Here is a 24020-nt window from a genome sequence, read left to right on the forward strand (position 1 = left end):
GACGCGTTCGGGGGCGGGGGCGGCCGCGCGGGCCGCCCCCGGAGTGCTCAGCCGCAGGACGCGGCCGGGTGGGGCGCTCTCACCGTGGTCGTCACCGGCTCGCCGTCGAGGGTGGCGGTCGCGGTCACGACCACCTCGGCGGCGGGGACCGAGGCCGCCCGCGTGGTGAAGGCGTGGCTCGTCGTGGCGCCGGGTGCGAGCGCGGCGACCGTCTTCGTGCCGGAGGCGCTCTCCATCCGGAGGGCGACGGGCACGTCGTCGGCGTTGGTCGCCCGCACGGTCACGACGACCTTCCCCGCGATGCAGCGGGTCGCGGCGGCGGCGTTCACATCGAGCGACGCCTCCTTCAGCGTCCCGAGGCGGGCCAGCTGGTAGCTGAGCGCGCGCTCCGGGGCGTCGATCTGGTTCTGCGTTCCCGCGGTGCCGACCGCCTGCGCCTTCGCGAGGACCGACTGGAGGTCGGACCAGGCGTCGGCCGGGTAGTCGTCGGAGCGGAGCGTCGCCGCGTGAGCGACGGCCGCGTCGAGCTGCGAGCGGTCGAGCGCCTTCCCCTCCGAGGAGAGGGTGTCGCTCAGGAGGAACTCGTCGACGTCGACGTGGCCGCCGGCGGTCTTCGTCGCGTAGCTGAACAGCCCGAGGCGGTGGCCCATGAAGTGCGTGAGCTGACCGTCGAGGGTCTGCGGGCCGACGCGGCTGCCGAGCTTCGTCCAGCTCGTCCCGTCGAGGCTGTACGAGAAGGTCGTCCAGAGCTGTCCGGCCGGGGCCGAGAGCTCGAGGTCGGCCTTCAGGCGCACCTGCGAGGCGTCGCCGAGGGCGGCGGTGGTGCCGGGGAGGAAGGACTCCACGGCCGCCTGGTCGAACGTGGTCGCGAACGGCTGGCTGCGGTTCACGACGCCGACGGTGGTGACGCCGTCCACGCGCTTGACCGCGACGTAGGAGAAGCCGCGGTTGTAGGCCGCGAGGCCGGCGACGTCGCCGTCCTTCATCCCGGAGACGTCGAACGCCGCCTCCGCCGACTGCTTCGGAGCCACGATGCGCTGGGAGAGCGTGTTGCGCGCCTCCTCCAGGTACGTCATCTCGGGCGAGCCCGAGAGACGCGTGTGCGCGGCCGTTCCGCTGAGCACCTTCCCGTTGGTGAGGCGGAGCCAGCCCTCGCGCTCGGTCAGCGACCAGTAGCGGTTGTCGGGGGCGTGGTTCCACTGCCAGGGGAGGGCGAGGGTCGAGCCGTTCGGCTCGATCTCGGCGGCCGTCGGGCGCTCGAGGGTGGGAGCGGCGCCGACGAGCGAGACGTCGTCGAGCAGGTACTCGGTGCTCGAGGACGCCGGCTGCGGATTGCCCCACGGCGTCTCGACGGCGAACTTCACGCTGCCGACGTTCGCGGTCTCGGGCACCGTGTAGGTCCCCGTGATCGTCGTCCACTGCCCCTGCGTGACGGCGGCGGAGGCTATCGTCACGGGTCCCGCGCCGAAGTCGGCGCAGAGGTTGAAGCGGACCGACGCGGGGCCGGTCGTGTACTTCACCTTCGCGGACACGGTGTAGGTCACGCCGCGCTGCAGCTTGTTCGCGAGCACCTGGCTCGGGCCTGAGCCGTTGAGCGTGCGGGTGCCCACGCGGAGCGCGGCGGTGCCGGACGCCGGGTCGGTCGTGTCGGCCGACAGCGTCGCGCCGAACTGGCCTGCCCACGGCGCCGTCCCCGACTCCGCTCCCGGGTTCTGGAGCAGCTGCACGCCGAGCAGCGACGCGTCGTAGGAGGGCGCGGGCGGGATCGTCCACGACTCGTCCTGGTAGGCCTTCGCCGGGGCGTCGTTGTCGAAGTCGTCCGAGACGACGATGCTCTTCTGCCGCTCGAACAGCTCCTCCTCGGGGCTGAGGCGGATCGGCTTCGGGAAGCTCCCGCCCACCGGCACCGAGCCGTTCGTCCCGAACGTCGGCCAGCCGTCCTTCCACGTCGCCGGGATGAGCCCGGGGATGCGGCCGGTCGGGAAGCTGTCGCGGAAGAACATGCCGTGCCAGGCGGTCGAGCCGTCCTCCTTCGCGATCGGCACGAGGCTCCCCTGGGCGAACCCGCTGGAGTTCAGCACGCCCCTGCCCTCGTAGGGGTTGCTGCCGTCGGCGGTCGCGTAGCGGCCCAGCAGCTCGGACGAGCGGAACAGCGCCACCTGGCGGCCCTGGCCCGAGGGCCACGTGATGATGACGATGTAGTACTGCCCGTCGATGTACTGCACCTGCGCGCCCTCGAACAGGCCGCCGAGGTAGCCGGCTCCCGGGTAGTCCGAGGTGCGGAGGATGTTCGGGTACTCGGCGACGACGGTCGTCAGGTCCTCGCTCAGCTTCACGGCGCTGGTGGATCCGGAGCCGTAGAAGATGTACGGCGTGCCGCCGTCCGCGTCGTCGAAGAACAGCGACGGGTCGTGGAAGGCGCGGCCGAGGGCTGTGCGGGTCCAGGCCCCGTCCTCGATGTCGTCGGTCGAGTAGAGGTAGGAGCCGCCGAGGTTGTTGGTGTTGAAGACCGCGTAGTAGCGGCCGTCGTGGTACCGCAGCGACGAGGCCCACTGGCCGTTGCCGTAGGAGTTCTGCCCGTTCCGGAGCGAGAAGCGGTCGCCGATCTCGAGCCGGTCGAAGACGTAGTTGACGATCTCCCAGTTGACGAGGTCGTAGGACTTCATGATCGGGGCGCCCGGGCTGAGGTGCATCGTGGTGCTGATCATGTAGTAGATGTCGCGGCCCTCGTCGTTCTCGGACGCGGGCACGCGCTCGACGCTGACGTCGGGCACGTCGGCGTTCAGCAGCGGCACGGAGTAGGTGCCGTCGCCGCGGTCCGTCGACGTGTAGGAGGCCTTCGGCGACCAGGCGCCGGCCGCGGTCGCCGGAGCCGCGCCGGAGGCGAGCAGGCCCGCCGCGAGGAGGGCGCCGATCGCCGTGGAGGCGACTGCGCGCATCGGGGTCATTCGAACAGCGACAGCGTCAGGACGGAGGAGTAGTCGCCGGGGGCGACGTCGGCCTCGGTCTTCAGGGTGAGGCCCGCGGACACGGTCCAGGACCCGTCCGTCGCGGTCTCCTGCGAGTCGAGCGACAGCGCGAGCAGCTCCTGGTCGAACAGGCCCACGGCGTCGGCACCCTCGTCGAGGATCGTGTCGACCGGGTCGCCCTCGGACACGAGGCCCGACTCGCCGCCGTCCACGAGGACCGGCGTCCAGCCGAGGTGGTCGGAGGAGATGTCCTCCTGGTCCGCGTCGCCGGTGAAGGCGCTCGCCGAGCCGAGGACGTACCAGCCGGCTCCGGCCGGGATCTCGTCGACGGTCCGGGTGTCCGTCACGGTCACGTCGGGCAGCTGCCCCGTGAAGGCGCGCACGGTCGGGGTGGAGCCCTCCTCGGCGAGCGTGGCGGAGGTGCCGTCGATCGACATCGAGAGGGCGCCGGGCTGCTCCAGCTCCTCGATGCTGACGTTCACGTCGACGTCGTCGGAGCCGTACTCGGTGTCGGCGGCCGCGGCCGCGGCGGCGACGCCGGACAGGAGCAGGCAGCCGGCGAGAGCGGCGCCCGAGCGGACGAGCCAGAGGGGTCGGGGGGTGCGTCGCGTGGACATGGTGTTCCTCACTCGATCGGCATCGTCGCCGATCAGGTCGAGCGCCGGACGGCGCGGAGTGGTGGCGCGGCCCGAGGCCGCGAGAGGACGGAGCGCGGCGCAGCCCGAGGGGCGTTCGGCCGCGTCTGGAGCGCAGGACGCGCGGAGAGCGGCGGACGGCTCGTGCGCGGCGGCTTCCACAGCGTGGCCACGCGAGCTCCAGCTCTCGACCCCCTCAGCACTGAGGGGAGAAAGGCTGTCCGACACTCGTCTCTCTCGACTGCTGAGCTTTCCCTCAGCTAGTCTTGCGGGCAATGTTACCGGGAACATTCCCGATTGCAAGGACGTGTTCTCAACCGTCCGGAGCAGCGCAGCGAGGCGATCACCGCGTTCCGCCGCGGCCGGGCGGGGACGGCGGGAGGGGACGAGGATGTCCGCAGGGGCGGCGACGGCGGAGGCCGAGCAGGAGGTCGTGACGACGGAGTGCGCGGAGCGCTCGGGCGTCATCGGCGTGCTCCTGGGCGACTTCGAGCCGTTCGGCACGGAGGTGCTGCAGGGAGTGGCGACGGCGCTCCGGGGGACCCGGTTCGACCTCCTCGCCGGCAGCGGGGCGAGCCGCCGGGGCCGGGCGGGCTGGGAGCAGGAGTCCCTGCGGCGCCTCACCGAGGCGCACGTAGCGGGAGCGATCCTGGTGACTCCCTCCGGCGTGATCCCCTCGTCGGACCTGCCGCTCGTCGTCGTGGATCCGCTGACCGCGCAGACCGAGCTGCATTCGGTGGCGACCGACGACTTCGGCGGAGCGCAGCTGGCGACGAGCCACCTGATCGGGCTCGGCCATCGCCGCATCGGCTTCGTCGCGGGCCGCCCCGACCTGGAGTCGTCGCACCGGCGCGGCGCCGGCTACCAGCGGGCGCTCGCGGACGCCGGCCTCCCCTACGACCCCGCGCTCGTACGGGTCGGCTACTACCGGCACGACCCCTCCCTCGCCGCCGCCCACGAGCTGCTGCTGCTGCCCGACCGCCCGACGGCGGTCCTCGCCGCGAACGACGCCTCCGCCATCGCCGTGATCGAGGCGGCCCGGGCGCTGGGCCTCTCGGTGCCGGGGCAGCTTTCGGTCGTGGGCTACGACGACGTGCCCGACGCCTCCCGGGTGGTCCCCGCGCTCACGACGGTGAGGCAGCCGCTGCACCGCGTGGGGCGCGCGGCCGCCCGGGCGCTCCTGACGCTGATCGACGGCGGGAGCGTGGCCGAGCAGCACGTGCGGCTGCGCAACAAGCTCGTGCTCCGCGGGTCGACGGCGCCTCCCGCCGAGGGCCCGCCGTCCGGCTGACTCCTCCCCCTCCCCCAGCCGGCGGGAATACGCTCGGCGCATGAACCAGCAGCCCACTCCGGTCACGGTCACGGTCACGGGAGCGGGAGGCGCCATCGGCTACGCGCTCCTTTTCCGCATCGCCTCGGGTCAGCTCCTCGGGCCGGACGTCCCCGTCCGCCTGAACCTGCTCGAGATCCCCTCCGGCCTCCGCGCGGCCGCGGGCACGGCGCTCGAGCTGCAGGACGGCGCCTTCCCCCTCCTCCGCGGGATCGAGGCGACGGACGACCCGGCCGCGGCGTTCGACGGCGCGAGCGTCGCCCTCCTCGTGGGCGCCCGGCCGCGCAGCGCGGGCATGGAGCGCGCCGACCTGCTCGCCGCGAACGCGGGCATCTTCGGGCCCCAGGGCGCCGCGTTGAACGCGCACGCCGCCTCCGACATCCGCGTGCTGGTCGTCGGCAACCCGGCCAACACCAACGCCTGGATCGCGCGGCGCAGCGCCCCGGACATCCCCGCCGGCCGCTTCACCGCGATGACGCGCCTCGACCACAACCGGGCGGTCGCGCAGCTCGCCGCGAAGCTCGACGCCCCCGTCGACGCGATCGAGGGCGTCGCGATCTGGGGCAACCACTCCGCCTCGCAGTACCCCGACGCGACGCACGCCACCGTCGGCGGACGGCCGGTGCCCGAGCTGGTCGACGCGGAGTGGCTGCACACGGAGTTCGAGCCGCGGGTCGCCAAGCGCGGCGCCGAGATCATCGAGGTCCGCGGAGCCTCCTCGGCCGCGTCCGCCGCCTCCGCCGCGATCGATCACGTGCGCGACTGGGTCGACGGCACGTCGTGGACCTCGGCCGCCGTCGAGTCGGACGGCTCCTACGGGGTGGAGGAGGGGCTGATCTCCTCGTTCCCGGTCCGCTCCGTCGACGGCGAGTGGCGGATCATCGAGGGGCTCGAGATCGACGCGCACTCCCGCGCGCGGATCGACGAGTCCGTGCTCGAGCTGCGCGCCGAGCGCGACCAGGCGCTGGCGTTCCTCGCGTCCTGACGCGCCCCTCCCCGTCCTGTCGCCACGGGATGCCACTCCGGTGCGCCTCGCGCGACGTGTCGCGTACCGGAGCGGCATCTCGAGGAGGGGCTCAGCGGCGCTTCTCCGGAGTGGGGAGGGTGCCGGAGGCGCGGGCGGCCTCGTACCAGGCGTGCGCCTCCTCCTGGCGCTCCGCCTCGGCGCCGGTCGCGATCGCCGCGCGCACGTGCTCGGGCCCGTAGCCGAACGACGCGACCAGGTCGGCGGCGTGCGGGCGGATGCGGGCGAGCAGCCGGTCGATGTAGGACGTCACCGCGACCGCTCGCTGCGACGACAGGCGCCCGTGGATGAGGTACCAGTCGAGGTGCTTCTCGATCAGGCCCAGGCCGAACAGGTCGCGGAGCCAGGTGAGGACGGTGCGCGTGCCCGCGTCCTCGACGCCGGCGAGCGCCTCCGTGAACGCCTCCCACTGCAGCAGCTCGGCGTGCGCGCGCGCCGCCTCGATGAGCTCGCTCTGGTGCGCGTTGAACAGGCGGGCCGCCTCGTCGGAGGGCAGCTTCGACGCCGGGCGCAGCCGTGAGGCGATCCCCGCGACCATGCTCTCGACGCGGCCGGTGAGCAGCTCGCGCTGGTCCTCCCGCAGCTGGCCGACCGAGCGGGCCGTCGATCCGCGATCGGCGACGACCTGGGCCAGACGGCGCAGACCCGAGTTGTCGACGGTCGCCCCCGCGACCTGCGAGGCGGCGTACCGCGCGAGCTCCGCGGGCTGGGCGCCCTTGAAGCGGCGTCCGACGTCGGTCAGCAGGCGCTTGGCGACCAGCTGGAGGAGCACGGTGTTGTCGCCCTCGAAGGTCGCGTACACGTCGAGGTCGGCGCGCAGCTGCGTGAGCCGATTCTCCGCGAGGAAGCCCGCGCCTCCGCAGGCCTCGCGCGCCTCCTGCAGCGTGTCGAGAGCGTGCCAGGTCGAGAGCGCCTTCAGCCCCGCGACGAGGGTCTCGAGGTCCTGCCGCGACTGCTCGGTGTCGTTAGCGCCGGAGAAGACCTCGTCGAACGCCGTCAGCAGCTTCTCGTGCGCGAAGGCGGCGGCGTAGGTGGTGGCCAGGCGCGGCAGGAGGCGGCGCTGGTGCCGCTGGTAGTCGAGCAGCACCTCCTCCCGCTCGCCGCCGCCGGTGAACTGGCGGCGCTGGTCGCCGTAGGTCACGGCGACCGTCAGCGCGATCTTCGCCGCGGCGACCGAGGCTCCGTCGAGCGAGACACGGCCCTGCACGAGCGTGCCGAGCATGGTGAAGAAGCGGCGGCCCGGGCTCGCGATCGGCGAGGAGTAGGTGCCATCGGCGGCGACGTCGCCGTAGCGGTTCAGCAGGTTCTCGCGCGGGACGCGGACGCCGTCGAAGTGGAGGCGGCCGTTGTCGATCCCGTTCAGACCGCCCTTGAGGCCGTCGTCCTCCCCGCCGACGCCGGGCAGGAACGCGCCCTGCTCGTCGCGGATCGGGACGAAGAAGGCGTGGACGCCGTGGTTCACCCCGCGGGTGACCAGCTGCGCGAAGACGACCGCCGCGCGCCCGTCCACCGCCGCGTTGCCGAGGTAGTCCTTCCACGCCGCGCGGAACGGAGTCCGCAGCACGAACTCGCCGTCCTCGTAGGTGGCGGTCGTGGCGATCGACGCGACGTCGGAGCCGTGCCCGGTCTCGGTCATCGCGAAGGCGCCCGGGATCTCGAGGCTCATGATCCCCGGCAGCCACTTCTCGTGGTGCGGGCGGGTGCCCAGGTGCAGGACCGCGGCGCCGAAGAGTCCCCACTGCACGCCGGACTTGATCTGCAGCGACGGGTCGGCGGTGACCAGCTCCTCGAAGCCGGCGATGTTGCCGCCGTGATCGGCCTCGCCGCCGAGGTCGACCGGGAAGGCGCGGTGCACGCCGCCCTCGGCCGCGAGCACGCGCATCTGCTCCGAGACGCGGAGGCGGTGCTCCTTCATCGGGAGGCCGTCGGTGCGGTGCAGCTCGGGGCGGGCGGTCAGAGCGCGGCTGGCGAGGCGCTGCTCGCGCCAGGCGCCGAGGAGGGTCTCGCCGAGGGCGGCGACGTCGACGGCGGGGGCGCCGTCCTCGTCCAGGCGCGCATCGACCTCGGAGCCGAGGGAGTCCACCGGCGGCGTGGGCGCGATGGAGCCCGAGCGGGAGCGCCGGGCCCGCGTGCGCCCGGTGGCCGCCCGGTCGGCGGCGTCGGCGGCGGAGCGGGGGTGGGGAGCGGTGCTGACCATGGTGTTCGTGTCCCTTCGACCGTCTGCGGTTCGGGCCGCTCCCGGTGCGTCGTGCGCCGACGGGCGCGGCAGCGGAGGCGGTCCTCGCACGGTAGGTCGCGCGGCGGCGCGGCGGAAACGTTCCGTCGCCCGGGCACAAACGGCGCCGGGCGGAGGCGGAAGCGCGTTGTCGGAACCGACCAGGCGGAGGCGGGGCGCCTCGTCTGTGCGCTGGACGGGCTGTCCCTGCCGACGGGAGCGGAGGAGGGGGCGGCTCGTCCGTGTGCTGAACGGACTGTCCCTGCGGGCTGCTTCTGCGGAGGAGGGACGCCGCACCGGAGGACGCCTCGCTATTCTCTCGGCATGAGCGAGCCGCCGCTGCCTCCCCCTCCGCCCGCCCGACAGCCGGCGGCCGGGCCGCCCGCGGACGTCGCGGCAGCGCCTCCCCGGACTCCGGGTGCGCCGCCCGTGGACGTCGCGGCCGCGCCTCCCGCACCTCCGGCCGCGCCGGGATCCGGGGTGCCGCATCGGCGCCCGGTCCGCGTCTGGGACCTGGTGCTGACCATCGTGCTGATCCTCGTGGCCTCCGCGGTGACGCTGCTGCTGTCGTTCTTCGGGCTGTTCTTCGCGATGGCCAGCGACTCGTGCGGCGGATCGAACGCCTGCGACATCGGCCTGATCGAGGGCGGGATGGTCCTCGCCGCAGGAGGAGTGTGGGTCCCGTTCGTCGCGGCGCTGGTCGTCTCGATCGTGCTGCTGGTGCGGCGGCGCATCGCGTTCTGGGTGCCGGTGGCGGGTCTCGCGGTGTCGTTCTGCTGCACGCTGCTCGGCGGGTGGATGGCGTCGACGGGCGCGAACGGCTGAGGGCGCTCGTCGGTGCGTCGGGCCGAGGACGCTCGCGTCGGTGACGAGGTGGGCACGATCGTCGACGCGGACGCCGGAACACGATCGCCCGCGCCGGCGCCCGCCTCCGTCGCGGGCGGTGAACCGCGCGCCTCAGCGACGGATCAGTAGCTGTCCCAGCCTGGCTCCCAGTCGGGCTCGTCCGGCGGCACCCAGTCGTCCTCCGGCGGCTGCGCGGCGGACACGGGCGGACCGGACGACTCGCGGCCGAACGAGGGCTTCGCCCCTTGCGAGCGGGACGACCCGCCACGGGCGGCCGGCGCGCGGCGGGGAGCGGGAGCCTCCTCACCGGGTTCCGGGACGGCGATCTCGGGGCTCTCCCCCGCGACGACGGCGAGCACGGCCTCGCCGTAGGTGAGCAGCTTCTTCTGGCCGACGCCGCCGATGATGCTGAGCGCGTCCATCGTCGCCGGCTCGGCGGTCGCGATCTCGCGGAGAGTCGCGTCGTTGAAGACGATGTAGGCCGGGACCGCCTGCGCGCGGGCCTGCGCGGCGCGCCACTCCCGGAGCCGCTCGAACAGCGGCTGAGCCTCGCCCGACAGCTCGGCCACGGTGGACCGTCCGGAGCGGGAGGATCCGCTGGAGCGAGCCGGCTTCTCCGGCTCCTGCCGCAGCTCGACCTTCCGCTCGCCGCTGAGGACGGAGCCGGACGCGGGCGTGAGCACGAGCGTGCCGAAGCCGTCGTCGTTCACGCCGAGAAGGCCCTGCGCGAGGAGCTGGCGGGCGACTCCGCGCCACTGGGTGTCGCTGAGCTCGGCGCCGATGCCCCAGGTGGCGAGGCCGTCGTGCTGGTGCTGGGTGGTGCGCGGCGTGGTCTTGCCGCGGAGGACGTCGATGATGTGACCGGCGCCGAACTGCTGGTTGCGCTCCCGCTTGAGGCGGACGACCGTCGACAGGAACTTCTGCGCCGCGACCGTGCCGTCCCAGGAGGCGGGCGGCTCGAGGCAGGTGTCGCAGTTGCCGCAGGCGGTGCTCTCCTGGCCGAAGTAGGCGAGCAGGTTCACCCGGCGGCACTGGACCGTCTCGGAGAGCGCGAGCATCGCGTCCAGGTGCGCGGACATCCGCCGACGGTGCGCCAGGTCTCCCGGCGACTCGTCGATCATCCGGCGCTGCTGCACCACGTCCTGCAGGCCGTAGGCGAGCCAGGCGGTGGACGGCAGTCCGTCGCGGCCGGCGCGACCCGTCTCCTGGTAGTAGCCCTCGACCGACTTGGGCAGGTCGATGTGCGCGACGAACCGCACGTCCGGCTTGTCGATCCCCATGCCGAAGGCGATGGTCGCGCAGACGATGACGCCCTCCTCGCGGAGGAACCGCGACTGGGCGGCGGCGCGCACCCGCGAGTCGAGGCCCGCGTGATACGCGACGGCGTCGAAGCCCGCCGAGCGCAGCGCCTCGGCCGTCGCCTCGACGCTCTTGCGGGAGAGGGCGTAGACGATGCCCGCGTCGTGCGCGTGCTCGCGCCGCAGGAAGTCGATCAGCTGCTTGCGCGGCTCGACCTTGTTGACGATCCGGTACTGGATGTTCGGGCGGTCGAAGCTCGAGACGAAGTGGCGGGCGGCGCCGAGGTGCAGGCGCGAGGTGATCTCGCGGTGCGTCGCCTCGGTGGCGGTCGCGGTGAGGGCGATGCGCGGGACGTCGGGCCAGCGCTCGGCGAGCTCGCCCAGTGCGAGGTAGTCGGGGCGGAAGTCGTGGCCCCACTGGCTGACGCAGTGGGCCTCGTCGATCGCGAAGAGGGCGATCCGGCCGCGGGCGAGGAACTGCTTCATGCCCTCGTTGCCCAGGCGCTCCGGGGCGACGTAGAGCAGGTCGAGCTCGCCGTCGAGGTAGGCGCGCTCGACGCGGCTGCGCTCGCCCGCGTCCTGGGTGGAGTTGAGGAACTCGGCGCGGACGCCGTTCGCGCGGAGGGCGTCGACCTGGTCCTGCATCAGCGCGATGAGCGGGGACACGACCACGCCGGTGCCGGGGCGCACGATGGCGGGGATCTGGTAGCAGAGCGACTTGCCGCCGCCGGTGGGCATCAGGACGACGGCGTCGCCGCCTCCGATGACCTGCTCGACGATGGCCTGCTGCTCGCCGCGGAAGGAGCCGTAGCCGAAGACCTTCTCGAGGATCGCCTGCGCCTCGGAGGATCCGGATCCCGGGGCGCCGCTCGCCGCGTCGCTCCGGACGCCGCCGCGGGACTCCGCCGAGGGGTCGGCGAGCGGCGGGGCGGGGAGGGCTGTCGCGGTGGGCTCTGTCACCCGGGGAACTCTACCCGCCGCCTCCGACGCCGCCCCGGGGGTCCGGGGAACTGTGGAGAAGGGCCGCAGGGAGGGAGCTGGGGAGGCGGCTGCGGGGAGGTCGGGGGTCTTCTGCGGCGCCCGGATCAGAGGTCGGTGAGGGTGCGGGTGTCGCCGTCCCAGAAGCGGACGCCCGCGAGGCCGACGGTGAACGGCTCGCCGAGGAGGGGGACGGCGTCGCCGAGCTGCTCGGCGCGGAGGCGGCGCGAGACGCTGATGTGCGGCGTCCAGGCGTCCGGCAGCGAGGTGTCGACGCCGCCCGGCACGAGGCGCGTGGCCCGGTCGTGCAGAGCGTCGAGGGCGGGCGAGCGGACCACTCCCCAGGCGAGGACGAAGCGCCCGGCGTGCGGGAAGAGGAGGACAGCACCCAGGTCGACCGTCGCCGGAAGCGGACCGAGCGCGCCCGGCTCCGGGGCGGTCAGCTCGAGCCCGGCGACCAGGGTGAGGTGCGGGCGGTTGCTGGCGGACGTGTGCAGCGCGAGGCTCGGGATGCCGGCCGCCTCGAGCGCCTCCCACTGGCTGCGGACGCGAGCCTCCGACTCCGGATCGAGGAGGACTTCGAGGCTGCGCATGTCCACATTCTGCCGCGGCTCCCGTGTGCGGGCCTTCGCGGGCGCGCGGCCACTCGCGGGGTGCGCGCGGTCCTCGCCGGCTCCCGCGAGTGTGCAGGAGTCGTCGCACTCGCAAGCACGCAGGAGTTGTCGCACTCGAGCTCGAGTGCGACGACTTCCGCGCACTCGCGGAGGCGGTGACCGGGGGCGGGGAGCGGGGCGGAGACGGGGAGCGGGCGGGCACCGCCCACCCGCGCCCCGCCACCCGCGTCAGCCGATCGTCACGAGGGCGGCGAACAGCTCCGGCGCTCGGCGGTCGACGATCCGACCGCCGACGCGGATGCCGACCAGCGCGAAGACGGCGCCCAGCACGAGGGCGGCCGCCAGTCCGATCAGGCCGAAGGCCGGGTCGCCGCCGATGAGCGAGATCGCGCCGAGGACGATCGACGGGAGCGCCAGCAGGCCGGTCGCGGCCATGCTCCCCAGCATCACGACGCTCGAGATCATCCCGGAGCCCGGCGGAGTCTTCAGCGGGCTGTCCCCCGGCCCGGGCACGGGGTAGACGACGAGCGACGAGGCGACGCTCGACACCCCGAACCCGCTGAGCACGAGGGCCAGCGCCATGCCCAGCACGGCCGGGATCGCGTCGGCGCGTCCCGCGTACAGCGCGGTGCCCACCGCCACGACGACCACCGCAGGGACGCCGATGATCGCGGCGGCGACGACGCGACCGGCGCGGTCGGCCGACCCCGTCACTCCGGAGCTGACGTGCGCCGCCCAGGCGGTGCCGTCGTACGACACGTCGGCGCAGAGGGTCACGCCGAAGATCAGGCCGACGAGCACGGCCGAGAGCAGCACGAAGGTGTCGCCGCCGCTGCCGATCGCGGAGTAGAACACCGCGAGGACGACGACGGCGGGGATGACGAGGAGCCCGCGGCTGTAGCGCGGGTCGCGCCACCAGTAGCCGAGGGCACGCGCGGCGACGGCGCCGGTCGGGGTGCCGGGGAAGCGCCCGAACAGGCCGAGGCCCGCGGATCCGGAGGCGGAGTGCGCGCCGGACGCGGCGGGCTCCGCGAGCGCGTGCCGCAGCGCCCGGGCCCACGCCCAGACGAGGACGGCCAGCGTCGCGAGCCCGATCAGCAGGCGCGCGATCGCCGCGACCCAGTCGCCCGCGACGACGGATCCGGGGACGGCCCAGATCGCGCCGAGCGGCGACCAGCCGAGGGCGCCCGCGATCACGGGCAGGACGTCCAGGCCGTCGCGGATCACGTTCGTCAGGCCGAAGAAGAGCGGTCCGAGCAGGATGACGACGACGAGCACGACGCCGCCGATCACCTCGCGGTAGCGGCGGCTCGAGCCCAGGCCCGTGGTGAGCGCGCCGATCAGGCGGGACGCGACCACGCAGGTCGCGACGCCGATCACCGCGGCGACGAGGCCGGGCAGGATGCCGATGGGCCGACTCCACCAGGCGGCGGCGGAGGCGAGCGCGCCGAGCGAGGTCACCACGCCGGGGATGCCCGCGAGGCCCGCGGCGGCGAGCCCGAGGAGGAGGGTCCGCAGCGGGATCGGGAAGGTCGCGAGGGTGGGCAGGTCGAGGCTCTGGTCGGAGCCGGACAGGAAGATCGGCCCGAGCACCCAGCCGAGGATCAGAGCGGAGCCGCCGAGGACGATCGCGACGTTCGCGAACGCCGGGTCCGTGCCTCCGAGCGCGACCAGGCCGGCCGCGACCAGGCCGAGCACCGCGATCGCGTAGAGACCGCCGAGGATCACGCCGATCAGCTGCCACACGTTCCGCGTCAGCGAGTTGCGGAGCAGGAGCAGCCGCAGCCTCAGGAGATGCGCAACCATGCCGGTCCCTCCTGGTGGGTGCGGCCGCCGACCAGCTCGACGAAGCGCTCCTCGAGGCTGGACCCGGCGCGGACCTCCTCGAGGGTGCCGGAGGCGAGCACGCGGCCGTCGGCGATGACGGCGACGCGGTCGCACATCCGCTCGACGAGGTCCATGGAGTGGGACGAGACGATGACCGTGCCGCCCGACGCGACGAAGCCGGTGAGGATGTCGCGGATGTTCGCCGCCGAGACCGGGTCGACCGACTCGAACGGCTCGTCGAGCACCAGGAGGCGCGGGGCGCGCACGAGCGCGCAGGCGAGCGCGATCTTCTTGGTCATGCCCGCGGAGTAGTCCACGACGAGCGTGCGGTCGGCCGGATCGAGGCCGAGCAGGGCGAGGAGGTCGTCGGTCCGCTCGACGACGACGGAGCGCTCGAGCCCGCAGAGCAGGCCGTAGTAGGTGACGAGCTGGAGACCGGTGAGGCGGTCGAACAGCTTGACGCCGTCGGCGAGGACGCCGATCAGCCGCTTCGCCTCGAGGGTGTCCTTCCAGACGTCGACCTCGTGGATCGTGACGACGCCGCTGTCGGGGCGGAGCAGGGCCGTGGCCATCGAGAGGGTCGTCGTCTTGCCCGCGCCGTTGGGGCCGACGAGCCCGAAGAAGGAGCCGGCGGGGACGTCGAGGTCGATGTCCTTCACGGCCTCCTTGTCGCCGAAGCGCTTGCGGAGGCCGCGGATCCGCAGGGCGACCTCGCCGTGGCGGCCGGAGGCCTCGGGGGCGGCCCATGCGGGGGTCGCGGAGTCGGTGTGCGCGGAGTCGGTGTGCTCGGCAGCGGTGCCGTCGGCGGCGGTGCGCGCGGCGGGGCTCTCGGTGTCCGTGCCGTCCTGGGGAATGCCGGGGGGCGTCGTCCCGTCCATGTGTGTCCCTTCCGGGCCGCGGTGGGCGGCCGCCCCTCCACCCTAGGCAGGCGCTGCGGCCGGGGCATCCGTCCCGCGATGGAGTCGCGCGGCCCCGGCCCCTCGGCGGGGCGGGGCGGGAGCACGGCCGCCTACGCTGGCCCCATGCCCACGCTCCTCCTCGTCCGGCACGGACGCACCACCGCGAACACCGCGGGGATCCTCGCCGGACGCACCGCCGGAGTGCGGCTCGACGACGTCGGACGCACGCAGGCGGCGCGCACCGGGGAGCGGCTGGCGGCGGTCGAGCTCGCGACCGTGGTGTCGAGCCCGCTCGAGCGGTGCCGGCAGACCACGCGCTTCGTCCTCGAGCGGCAGACAGGATCGCCGGCGACGGTGATCGACAAGGGCATCACCGAGTGCGACTACGGCGACTGGTCGGGGCGCTCGCTGCGGGATCTCGCGACGGAGCCGCTCTGGGCGACGGTGCAGAACCAGCCCTCCGCGGTGGTGTTCCCCGGCGGCGAGGGGATGCTCGCGATGCAGGCCCGGGCCGTGTCGGCGATCCGCCGGCACGACGCGGCGGTCACGGAGGAGCACGGGGCCGGCGCGGTGTGGGCGGCGGTCAGCCACGGAGACACGATCAAGGCGATCCTCGCGGACGCGCTCGGCATGCACCTCGACCTGTTCCAGAGGCTCAGCGTCGGACCGGCGTCGGTGTCGATCATCCGCTACGGCGCGGGGCGACCCGAGGTCGTCGCGATGAACACGGACGCCGGGGACCTGGGCTGGCTGCGGAAGGCGGCACCCGTGGCGGACGCCGCCGTGGGTGGCGGGGCGGGGCACGAGTAGGCGCGGGTTCGGGAGGGCCGCTTCAGGGCTCGATCGAGCGGCAGGGATGCGGGTGCTCGGCGGCGGTGGATCTCGATGCGCCCGCTCCGCGGGGGGCTCGGTCAGCAGGAGGGGCGGGCCGCTCGATCGGCAGACCGCCCGAGGCCGACGCGCGCAGCCACTGCGGAGGCGGGCGCTCGTAGACTGGGGGCATGCCTCCGATCGTGCACGGATTCGACTGGCCCGATCGCGTCGTCGTGGGGACCGTCGGCTCACCCGGCTCGCGCTCCTTCTACCTCCAGGCCAAGACCGGGCCCCGCGTGGTCAGCGTCGGCCTCGAGAAGCAGCAGTCGGCCCTCCTCGCCGAGAAGATCGACGAGATCCTCGACCAGCTGATGACCGCCCAGGGCAACCCGGTCAGCGTCCCCGCCGGCACTCCCCCGGAGCTCGTCGACAACGACCCGCTCGACCAGCCCGTGGAGCCCGAGTTCCGCGTCGGCGGGCTCAGCCTCGGCTGGGACCCGTCCACCGCGCAGATCGTGATCGAGGCCTACCCGCTGACCGAGGCGGACGACGACTCCGAGGAGGAGCCCGAGCCCACCGAGATGCTGCAGGTGAAGATCCCGGTCGGGACGGCGCGCGCCTTCGCGAAGCGCACCCTCGAGGTCGTCGGCGCCGGACGTCCGCTCTGCCCCCGCTGCGGCGAGCCGATGGATCCCGACGGGCACGACTGCCCGCTCGCATGAGCGACCCGGGCGGGCTCGACGGCGAGCTGGAGCTGGCCGGCCGGATCACGATCGCCTCGAACGCGACGTTCCTCGCGCAGCTCGGCGAGACGTCCGTCGTCTACAAGCCGATCTCGGGCGAGAAGCCGCTGTGGGACTTCCCGGACGGCGTGCTCGCGGGCCGCGAGGTCGCCGCCTACCTCGTCTCGGAGGCGCTCGGCTGGAACGTGGTGCCGCGCACGTGGCTCCGCGACGGTCCGCTCGGGCCGGGCATGGTCCAGCTCTGGCAGGACATCGATCCGGACCAGGACGCGGTCGACCTGGTGCCCGCCGACGCCGTGCCCGACGGATGGCGGCACGTCCTCGACGGCAGCGACGAGGAGGACCGCGACATCTCCCTCGTGCACGAGGACTCGACGGCGCTGCGCCGGATGGCCGTGTTCGACGTGGTCGCCAACAACGCGGACCGGAAGGGCGGGCACGTGCTCGCGCTGCCCGACGGCCACCGCTACGGGGTCGACCACGGCCTCACCTTCCACTCCGAGCACAAGCTGCGCACGGTCCTCTGGGGCTGGATCGGCGAACCGCTGCTCGAGGAGGAGCTGACGGCGCTGGCGCTCCTGCGCGCGCAGATCGACGGACCGCTCGGCGAGGCGCTCTCGGAGCTGCTCACCGAGGACGAGGTCGCCGCGTTCGCGAAGCGCTGCGAGCGGCTCGGCTCCTTCGGCCGCTTCCCGGGCCCGCGGGGCGGGATGCCCGCGGTGCCCTGGCCGCTGTTCTGAGCAGGGCGCGGTCGGAACTCAGGACGAACGCCTCCGGAGCGGCGGGGACGCGCTGATCCTCAGGCGCGGGAGCGGATCCCTCCTGCATCGTGAGCGGCTCAGAAGCTCCAGCCGCGGCCGAACAGCTCCTCGCCCGGCGTCCCGCCGCCTCCCGGACCCGCGCCGCGAGCGCCGAGGTAGGAGGAGACGACGGCCGCTCCCAGGTCCTCCGCCTCCGGGTTCACCACCGAGCCGCCGACCCGGCGGGCGAGCGAGTCGATGAAGCGCGCGAGGCCCGGGTCGTCGCCCAGGCGGAAGAACGTGGTGTGCGCGCCGAGGCGGAGCGACGCGTCGAGCTCGCGGACCGAGACGGCGACCGTCAGCGGGTCCGGCGGGTAGTCGAAGAAGACGCCGCCGTCGGGCTCGAGGTGCGCGGTCGGCTCGCCGTCGGTGACGATGAGCAGCACCGGCTGCGCGTTCGGGTGCTTGCGGAAGTGCCGGTTGGCCAGCAGCAGCGCGTGGTGCAGGTTCGTGCCCTTGTCCCACTCCGCGTCCAGGCCCACCAGCTGCTCGACGTCCATCACCTCGGCGCGTCGGCCGAAGGCGACGAGCTGCAGCGCGTCTCCGCGGAACCGGCTGCTGATCAGGGTGTGCAGGGCGAGCGCGGTGCGCTTCATCGGCACCCAGCGGCCGTCCATCGCCATCGAGAACGACGTGTCGACGAGGAGCGCGACACAGGCCTGCGTGCGCGCCTCCGTCTCCTGCACCTCGACGTCGTCGATCAGGATGCGCACCCCCGAGCCGACCGGTCGGCCCTCGCCGGCGCTGCGGGTGAGGGCGTTGGTCACCGTGCGGGGGATGTCCCAGGCCTCGGTGTCGCCGAACTCCCACGAGCGCGTCGCTCCGGAGCGCTCGCCCGCCGCGCCCGCACGCCGGACGTCGCGGGCGCCCTGACGGCCGGAGACGGTCTCGGCGATGTCGCGCAGGAGCGCCTTGCCGAGCTGGCGCATGGCCTTCGGGCAGAGGGCGAGGCGGCCGTCGGAGCCGCGGCGCAGGGTCCCGGAGTCGCGCAGGGCCCGCTCCAGGCGCTTCAGCGTCTGCGCGTCGACGGAGGCGTCCTCGCCGAGGCGCTTCGCCAGCAGGTCGAGGTCGAGGTCGTCGAGGGAGGAGCGGTCCGTCTGCGCGAGCTGGTCAGCGAGGGCGTCGAGGTCGGCCAGCTCCTGGAACACGCCCGTCCCGTCGCCGAGGCCGAGCCCCTGCTCGCCGTCCATCCGCTCGGAGCCGCCCCAGTCCTCGCCGGGACGGAGCCCCCGCAGGGTCTCGTCGAGGCGGCCGAGGGAGTGCATGAGCTCCGGCGTGCCGAAGGCCTCCTGGGCGAGGGCGTCGAGCTCGGCGCGCTGCTCGGCGGTCATCGAGTTGCGCATCCGCTGGGCCGCGGCCGCGCGGGCGGCGAGCGCGTCGATCAGCTCGTCCACCGACTCCGGGCCCTCGGGGAAGTACTCGCCGTGCTGCTCCATGAAGGCGTCGAACTGCTCGGGGGTGTCCTCCCCGCGCGCGTGCGCCTCGAGCAGCTCGTTCAGGTCGCGGAGCATCGCGTCGATCGCGGCGCGGTCCTCGTCGCTCGCGTTCTCGAGGGCCTGCTTCATCCCCTCGAAGCGCTGATCGAGCATCTCGCGGCCCAGGAGCTCGCGGATCCGCTCGAAGTCGGCGCGCGCCTCGGGGCTCTGCCAGCGGTAGTCGCGGAGCTCCGAGACGGCCGCGGCCGGTGAGGGCGGGAGGCTGTCGAGCTGGATCTCTGCGAGCGCGCGGTCGCCGTCGTCCATCTGCGTGTCGCGGGCGAGCTGCTTGCGCTCGGCGAGGACGGCCCTGTCGAGGAGCTCGCGGATCTCGCGGAGCGTGCCGTCGAGGTTGTTCCTCTGCGTGAGCTCGCGACGCCGCTCGGCGACGCGGGCGGCCAGGTCGTCCAGGCCCTCGCGGTCGCGGGTGCCCCGGCGGAGGAACTCGCGCAGGGCGCGCTCGGGCGAGGTGCCGCCCATCACGTCCTCGCCGATCGCGTCGAGGGCCTCCTTCAGGTCGACCGGAGGAGCGAGCGGATCGGGTCCCCCGTCGTACTTCGCGTAGCGCGCGTCGCGCTTCAGCCGCCGGTTGCCGCGCGGAGCATCAGCCATAGACGGCCTCGCCCCCGCCCGTCTCCTTGCTCAGCTTGCGCGAGAGGTAGAGGCCCTCGAGGGCGAGCTCGACCGCTCCGGCGCGGCGCCCCTCCCCCACGGCGTCGAGGCGCTCGGCGACCTCGTCGTACACGCGGGCCTCGCCCAGCAGCGGCAGGCCGGCCAGGAACTCGCGGGCGGTCACCTGCTCGCCGGTCGTGATCATCGCGCCGTTCTCGACCGCCTCGACGAGCGGCCCGAGGTCGACGCCGCGCAGGTGGGCGCGGACGGTCTCGGCGGTGGCCTGACGGAGCAGGTGGTCGAGGATCTCGTCCTCGCGGCCCTCCTCCCCCGACTCGAACTCGATCTTGCCGCCGAGCACGTCGACGGCGGTCTCGAGGTCGATGGGGCGGGCGACCGCCTCCTCCTCGCCGCGGCGGGTGGCGCGGTGCAGGGCGGCGGCGGCGATCGTCTCGGCGCCGGCGATGGCGAAGCGGGCGCTGACGCCGCTGCGCTGGTCGACGGAGCTCGACTCGCGCAGGGCCCGCGTGAAGCGGGCGAGGATCTCGATGAGCGCATCGGGCACGGTCGCGACGAGGTCCGCCTCCTGCCGGATGACGGCGACCTCGTCGACGAGAGCCGTCGGGTAGTGGGTGCGGATCTCGGCGCCGAAGCGGTCCTTCAGCGGCGTGATGATCCGGCCGCGGTTCGTGTAGTCCTCCGGGTTCGCGCTCGCGACGACGAGGACGTCGAGGGGGAGGCGGAGGACGTAGCCGCGGATCTGGATGTCGCGCTCCTCCATCACGTTGAGCATGGCGACCTGGATCCGCTCGGCCAGGTCCGGCAGCTCGTTGATCGCGACGATGCCGCGGTGGCTGCGCGGGATGAGGCCGAAGTGGATGGTCTCCGGGTCGCCCAGGCTGCGGCCCTCGGCCACCTTCATCGGGTCGACGTCGCCGATGAGGTCGGCGACGCTGGTGTCGGGGGTGGCCAGCTTCTCGACGTAGCGCTCCTCGCGGGGCTTCCACGCGACGGGCAGGTCCTCGCCCAGCTCCTCCGCGCGGCGGCGGCTCTCCGTGGTGATCGGCTCGTAGGGGTGCTCGCCGAGCTCGGACCCCTCGATGACGGGCGTCCACTCGTCGAGCAGGCCGACGAGGGTGCGCAGGAGGCGGGTCTTGCCCTGGCCGCGCTCGCCCAGCAGGACGATGTCGTGGCCGGCGATGACGGCGCGCTCGACCTGCGGGATGACCGTCTCGGCGAAGCCGTGCAGGCCCGGCCAGGGGTCGCGGCCCTCGCGCAGGGCGTCGAGCAGGTTGTCGCGGATCTCGGTGCGGAGGCTCTTCTGCACGTGCCCGGAGGCACGGAGCTGGCCGAGGGTCTGGGTCGTCGGGCGCATCACCTCGGCAACGCTACGCCGCAGGTCCGACACGTGGTGGAGGTGCGGCGGATTCGCGGCGCGGGCTTGCGCGGGGGGCGCGCCGCGGACGGCTCAGCGCTCGAGGCGCGGGGCGGCGGCGAGCAGGCGGCGCGTGTACTCCTCCTGCGGCGCGGCGAGGAGCGACGCGGCCGGCCCCGCCTCGACGATCCGACCCTCGCGCATCACGGCGATGCGATCGCTCATGTGGGCGATCACGCCGAGGTCGTGCGAGATGAGGAGGAGGGCGAGGCCGTGATGGCGCTGCAGGTCGTCGAGCAGGTCGAGGATCTGCGCCTGCACCGACACGTCGAGGGCCGAGACGGGCTCGTCGCAGATCAGCACGTCGGGGCGCGTCGCCAGCGCCCGGGCGATCGAGACGCGCTGGCGCTGACCGCCGGAGAGGGTCCGCGGCGAGCGCCGCTCCAGGGCGGGGTCGAGCCCCACGCTCTCGAGCAGCGCGGGCACGGAGGCGGCGCCGGCGTCGCGGAGGAGGCGGCCGACGTTCCAGCGCGGGTCGAACGAGGAGAGGCTGTCCTGGTAGACGGCGCCGATCCGCGGGCGGCGGGGACGGCGGGAGCGCTCGGTCGCTGCCGACCACGGCTCGCCGAACAGCTCGACGGCGCCCGCGTCCGGACGCCGCAGCGCCAGCACGAGCCGGGCCACCGTGCTCTTGCCCGACCCGGACTCGCCGACGAGCCCGACGGTCTCGCCGCGCCGCAGCCGGAGGTCGACGTCGTCGACCGCGACCCGCACTCCTCCGCCGGGCAGCGGGAAGCGGGCGGCGAGTCCGCGGGCCGCGACCACGACCTCGCCGGGGGTCTCGGGCGGGGTCGCCGGTGCGGTCGGGTCGGTGAGCCGGGAGCCGCGCGGGCGCCCGGCGGGGACAGCGGCCACGAGCGCGCGGGCCTCGGGGCTGCGGGGCGCGCGCAGCACCTCGGCCGCGGTCCCCTCCTCCACCACGCGGCCGTCGGCGAGCACGAGGATGCGGTCCGCGAGGCCCGCCACCACCGCGAGGTCGTGCGAGACCAGGACGAGCGCCCGGCCGCGCGCCTTCTGCTCGGCGAAGAGCTCGAGCACGCGGGCCTGGACGGTGACGTCGAGCGCGGTGGTCGGCTCGTCGGCGACGAGCAGCGGCGGATCGAGCGCCACGGCCGCCGCGAGGAGGGCGCGCTGGCGGAGCCCGCCGGAGAGGTCGCCGGAGCGCTCCCGCATCCGCTCGGCCGGCTCCGGCATGCCGACGCTCGCCAGGGCCTCGACCGTCCGCTGCGCGCGCTCGGCCGCGGGGAGGCGGCCGTGGAGGCGGAGCACGTCGCCGATCTCGCGGCCGATCGGGCGCAGCGGGTCGAGCGAGAGCAGCGCGTCCTGCGGGACGAAGCCGACGGATCCGCCGCGCAGCCGCCGCAGCTCCCGCTCGCCCGCTCCGACCACCTCGGTCCCGCCGACGCGGACGCTCCCGGTCACGGCGCCTCCGCTCAGCCCCAGCAGCGCTCGCGCGGTGACGCTCTTGCCCGACCCGGACTCGCCGACGATCGCGACGCACTCCCCCGGCTCCACGCGGAACGAGACCCCGTGCACCACCTCGACTCCGTCGAAGGCGACCCGGAGCCCCTCGACGACGACCGCGCTCACCGCGCACCCCTCAGACGCCCGCCGAGGACCGTCGTCGCGATCGTGGTCAGCACGATCGCCAGTCCCGGGAACACGGTCAGCCACCACGCGCTCGCGAGGTAGGTGCGGCCCGCGGAGAGCATCGCGCCCCACTCCGGCGCGGGCGGCTCGGCGCCCAGGCCCAGGTAGCTGAGAGCCGAGGCCCAGACGATCGCCTGGCCGACGCCGAGGGTCGCCAGCACGGCGAGCGGCCCGAAGGTGTTGGGGAGGACGTGCCGGACGAGCATGCGGACGGGTCCGTGCCCCAGCACGCGCGCCGCCTCGACGTAGCCGGAGTCGCGGATGCCGAGCAGCTGCGTGCGCAGGATGCGGGCGTACCCCGGCGCGGTCGAGAGGCCGACCGCGATGGTGGCGGGGACGACTCCGGGACCCGTGACCACGATCACGAGCAGCGCGAGCAGGAGCGCGGGGAAGGCGAAGAGCACCTCGAGTACGCGGCCGATCACGCCGTCGACGACGCGGCCGCCGAAAGCCGCGACCACCCCGAGCACCGCGCCGAGGACGAGGCCGATCGCGGTGGCGCTGGCGCCGATCAGGAGGGACGCGCCGGCCCCCGCGATGAGGCGGCTGAGGACGTCCCGACCGGACTCGTCGGTGCCGAGCAGGTGCGCGGCACCCGGTGGGGTGAAGGCGTCGCGCGGGGCGACGGCGAGCGGATCGGAGGGGGCGAGCAGCCCGGGCGCGACGGCGGCGAGCAGGAGCAGCACGACGAAGACCGCGGCCAGCACCTCGCCGGCGCGGAGGCGGGAGGGACCTCGGCGGAGCGGGCGGGCGGCGCGCAGCTCGAGCTCGCTCACGCGACCGCCTCCCGCCGAGCCAGCCGCGGGTCGATCACGCGCGTCAGCAGATCGGTGGCGAGGGTCACGACGATGTACGCCAGCGCCGTGACCAGCACGACACCCGTCACCACCGGCACGTCACGGACGGTCACCGCCGCGAGCAGAGTCCGGCCGAGCCCCGGCCTCGCGAAGATCGTCTCGACCACCACGGCCCCGCCGATCAGGTAGCCGAACGCCCAGCCCGAGAGCGAGACCCCTGGCAGCACCGCGTGGCGCAGGGCGTGGCGGGCGCGGACGCCGAACTCGCCCTCGCCGCGCGCCCGAGCGGCGAGCACGAACGGCGACTCCAGCGCGTCGAGGAGGGAGCGGCGCATCACCTGGCCGAGGAAGCCCGCCAGCGGGATCGCGAGGGTGAGCGTCGGCAGCACCAGCCCGGCGGGCGACCCGGTGCTGACCGGGGGCAGCCAGCGCAGCGCGGTCGCGAAGACGGCGATCAGCACGGTCGCCAGCCAGAAGTGCGGGAGCGCGGCCGCCGTGAGCTCGAGGCCGGACCCGACCGCGGCGGCGAGGCGGCCGCCCCGGGTCGACCAGAGGGCGGTCGCGAGCGCGAGGATCCATGCGGCGGTGAGCGCGAGCACGGCGAGCAGGAGGGTGCCGGGCAGCTGCTCGCCGAGGATCTGCGCGACGGGAGTGCGCAGGGAGTAGGAGGTGCCAAGGTCGCCGCGCGCGAGCCTGCCGAGCTGCACCAGGTACTGCACGAGGAGCGGCTGGTCGAGGCCGTACTGCTCCCGCACCGCGGCGAGCGCCTCGGGCGACGCCTGCGAGCCCGGACCGCCGAGGATCGCCTGCGCCGGATCGCCGGGGACGAGGCGGATGAGGACGAAGACGGCGGTCGCGACGGCCCACAGCACCACGAGGGCGCCGCCGAGGCGGAGGAGCACGCGGCGGATCATGCGGGCGGGCGTCCTCTCTGGTCGGGGCGATGGAGGGGCGGGGCTTCGTCGAGGTCCGCTCCCTCCGGAGCACGGGGTCTCGATGCGCGACCGTCGGCGGCTACTCGACCAGCATGGAGGACGGATCCCTGCTGATCGAGCAGCCC

General features: G+C 74.3%; 18 protein-coding genes. 6 read left to right on the forward strand and 12 right to left on the reverse strand.

Going from position 1 to position 24020, the window contains the following annotated elements; translation table 11 throughout:
• Positions 1 to 47: 47 nt before the first annotated feature.
• Both C5C44_RS02955 and C5C44_RS02960 read right to left on the reverse strand, forming a co-directional pair.
• A complete protein-coding gene (locus tag C5C44_RS02955; protein ID WP_258066634.1) occupies positions 48 to 2939 on the reverse strand; it encodes a family 43 glycosylhydrolase in 2892 nt (963 codons plus the stop codon).
• Between the two features lie 5 nt (positions 2940 to 2944).
• On the reverse strand, positions 2945 to 3586 hold the full coding sequence (locus C5C44_RS02960; RefSeq protein ID WP_104233676.1) for a hypothetical protein: 642 nt from the start codon (positions 3584 to 3586) through the stop codon (positions 2945 to 2947).
• 409 nt (positions 3587 to 3995) lie between these two features.
• On the opposite strand from C5C44_RS02960, the gene C5C44_RS02965 reads away from it, so the two are divergent.
• Positions 3996 to 4895, forward strand: coding sequence for a LacI family DNA-binding transcriptional regulator (locus C5C44_RS02965; protein ID WP_104226034.1), 900 nt, complete (start codon positions 3996 to 3998; stop codon positions 4893 to 4895).
• Between the two features lie 40 nt (positions 4896 to 4935).
• The gene (locus tag C5C44_RS02970; RefSeq protein ID WP_104335254.1) at positions 4936 to 5919 is read left to right on the forward strand and encodes a malate dehydrogenase; all 984 of its coding nucleotides are present in this window, start codon (positions 4936 to 4938) and stop codon (positions 5917 to 5919) included.
• A gap of 91 nt (positions 5920 to 6010) precedes the next feature.
• On the opposite strand, the gene C5C44_RS02975 is transcribed toward C5C44_RS02970, so the two are convergent.
• Positions 6011 to 8155, reverse strand: a complete 2145-nt coding sequence (locus C5C44_RS02975; RefSeq protein ID WP_104335255.1) for an acyl-CoA dehydrogenase — start codon at positions 8153 to 8155, stop codon at positions 6011 to 6013.
• A 342-nt stretch (positions 8156 to 8497) separates the two neighbouring features.
• On the opposite strand from C5C44_RS02975, the gene C5C44_RS02980 reads away from it, so the two are divergent.
• Positions 8498 to 8998: a DUF6264 family protein gene (locus tag C5C44_RS02980; protein ID WP_219813884.1), complete on the forward strand. Its 501-nt coding sequence runs from the start codon at positions 8498 to 8500 to the stop codon at positions 8996 to 8998.
• 143 nt (positions 8999 to 9141) lie between these two features.
• Here C5C44_RS02980 and recQ read toward each other — a convergent pair whose 3' ends face one another.
• From recQ to C5C44_RS03000, 4 genes are all read right to left on the reverse strand, one after another.
• Positions 9142 to 11277 (reverse strand): DNA helicase RecQ, encoded by a 2136-nt coding sequence (gene recQ, locus C5C44_RS02985; RefSeq protein WP_181132675.1) that lies wholly within the window; start codon positions 11275 to 11277, stop codon positions 9142 to 9144.
• A 125-nt stretch (positions 11278 to 11402) separates the two neighbouring features.
• Entirely contained in the window at positions 11403 to 11888 is a 486-nt protein-coding gene (locus tag C5C44_RS16890) for a 2'-5' RNA ligase family protein (RefSeq protein ID WP_104272953.1), read from the reverse strand.
• A 249-nt stretch (positions 11889 to 12137) separates the two neighbouring features.
• Positions 12138 to 13715, reverse strand: a complete 1578-nt coding sequence (locus C5C44_RS02995; protein WP_104335257.1) for a transporter — start codon at positions 13713 to 13715, stop codon at positions 12138 to 12140.
• On the reverse strand, positions 13697 to 14614 hold the full coding sequence (locus C5C44_RS03000) for an ABC transporter ATP-binding protein (protein ID WP_104225053.1): 918 nt from the start codon (positions 14612 to 14614) through the stop codon (positions 13697 to 13699). The genes C5C44_RS02995 and C5C44_RS03000 overlap by 19 nt, the downstream gene beginning before the upstream one ends.
• Positions 14615 to 14758: 144 nt before the next feature.
• Here C5C44_RS03000 and C5C44_RS03005 point away from each other — a divergent pair, with 144 nt between their 5' ends.
• The 3 genes from C5C44_RS03005 to C5C44_RS03015 all read left to right on the forward strand — a co-directional run bounded on the left by C5C44_RS03005 (position 14759) and on the right by C5C44_RS03015 (position 16931).
• Positions 14759 to 15445, forward strand: a complete 687-nt coding sequence (locus C5C44_RS03005; protein WP_104262322.1) for a histidine phosphatase family protein — start codon at positions 14759 to 14761, stop codon at positions 15443 to 15445.
• 191 nt (positions 15446 to 15636) lie between these two features.
• Positions 15637 to 16170, forward strand: a complete 534-nt coding sequence (locus C5C44_RS03010) for a DUF3090 domain-containing protein (protein ID WP_104262321.1) — start codon at positions 15637 to 15639, stop codon at positions 16168 to 16170.
• Positions 16167 to 16931: an SCO1664 family protein gene (locus tag C5C44_RS03015; protein ID WP_104226043.1), complete on the forward strand. Its 765-nt coding sequence runs from the start codon at positions 16167 to 16169 to the stop codon at positions 16929 to 16931. The genes C5C44_RS03010 and C5C44_RS03015 overlap by 4 nt, the downstream gene beginning before the upstream one ends.
• A gap of 98 nt (positions 16932 to 17029) precedes the next feature.
• Here C5C44_RS03015 and C5C44_RS03020 read toward each other — a convergent pair whose 3' ends face one another.
• The 5 genes from C5C44_RS03020 to C5C44_RS03040 all read right to left on the reverse strand — a co-directional run bounded on the left by C5C44_RS03020 (position 17030) and on the right by C5C44_RS03040 (position 23874).
• Positions 17030 to 19078, reverse strand: coding sequence for a VWA domain-containing protein (locus tag C5C44_RS03020; protein WP_104335258.1), 2049 nt, complete (start codon positions 19076 to 19078; stop codon positions 17030 to 17032).
• Positions 19071 to 20453 (reverse strand): magnesium chelatase, encoded by a 1383-nt coding sequence (locus tag C5C44_RS03025; protein ID WP_104262318.1) that lies wholly within the window; start codon positions 20451 to 20453, stop codon positions 19071 to 19073. The genes C5C44_RS03020 and C5C44_RS03025 overlap by 8 nt, the downstream gene beginning before the upstream one ends.
• A gap of 93 nt (positions 20454 to 20546) precedes the next feature.
• A complete protein-coding gene (locus C5C44_RS03030; protein ID WP_104335259.1) occupies positions 20547 to 22103 on the reverse strand; it encodes an ABC transporter ATP-binding protein in 1557 nt (518 codons plus the stop codon).
• A complete protein-coding gene (locus C5C44_RS03035; RefSeq protein ID WP_104335260.1) occupies positions 22100 to 22939 on the reverse strand; it encodes an ABC transporter permease in 840 nt (279 codons plus the stop codon). Before C5C44_RS03035 ends, C5C44_RS03030 begins: the two co-directional genes overlap by 4 nt.
• Entirely contained in the window at positions 22936 to 23874 is a 939-nt protein-coding gene (locus C5C44_RS03040) for an ABC transporter permease (protein WP_104226048.1), read from the reverse strand. Before C5C44_RS03040 ends, C5C44_RS03035 begins: the two co-directional genes overlap by 4 nt.
• Between the last annotated feature and the right edge of the window lie 146 nt (positions 23875 to 24020).

This window comes from Rathayibacter sp. AY1F6 (genome assembly GCF_002932035.1).
Lineage (GTDB): Bacteria > Actinomycetota > Actinomycetes > Actinomycetales > Microbacteriaceae > Rathayibacter.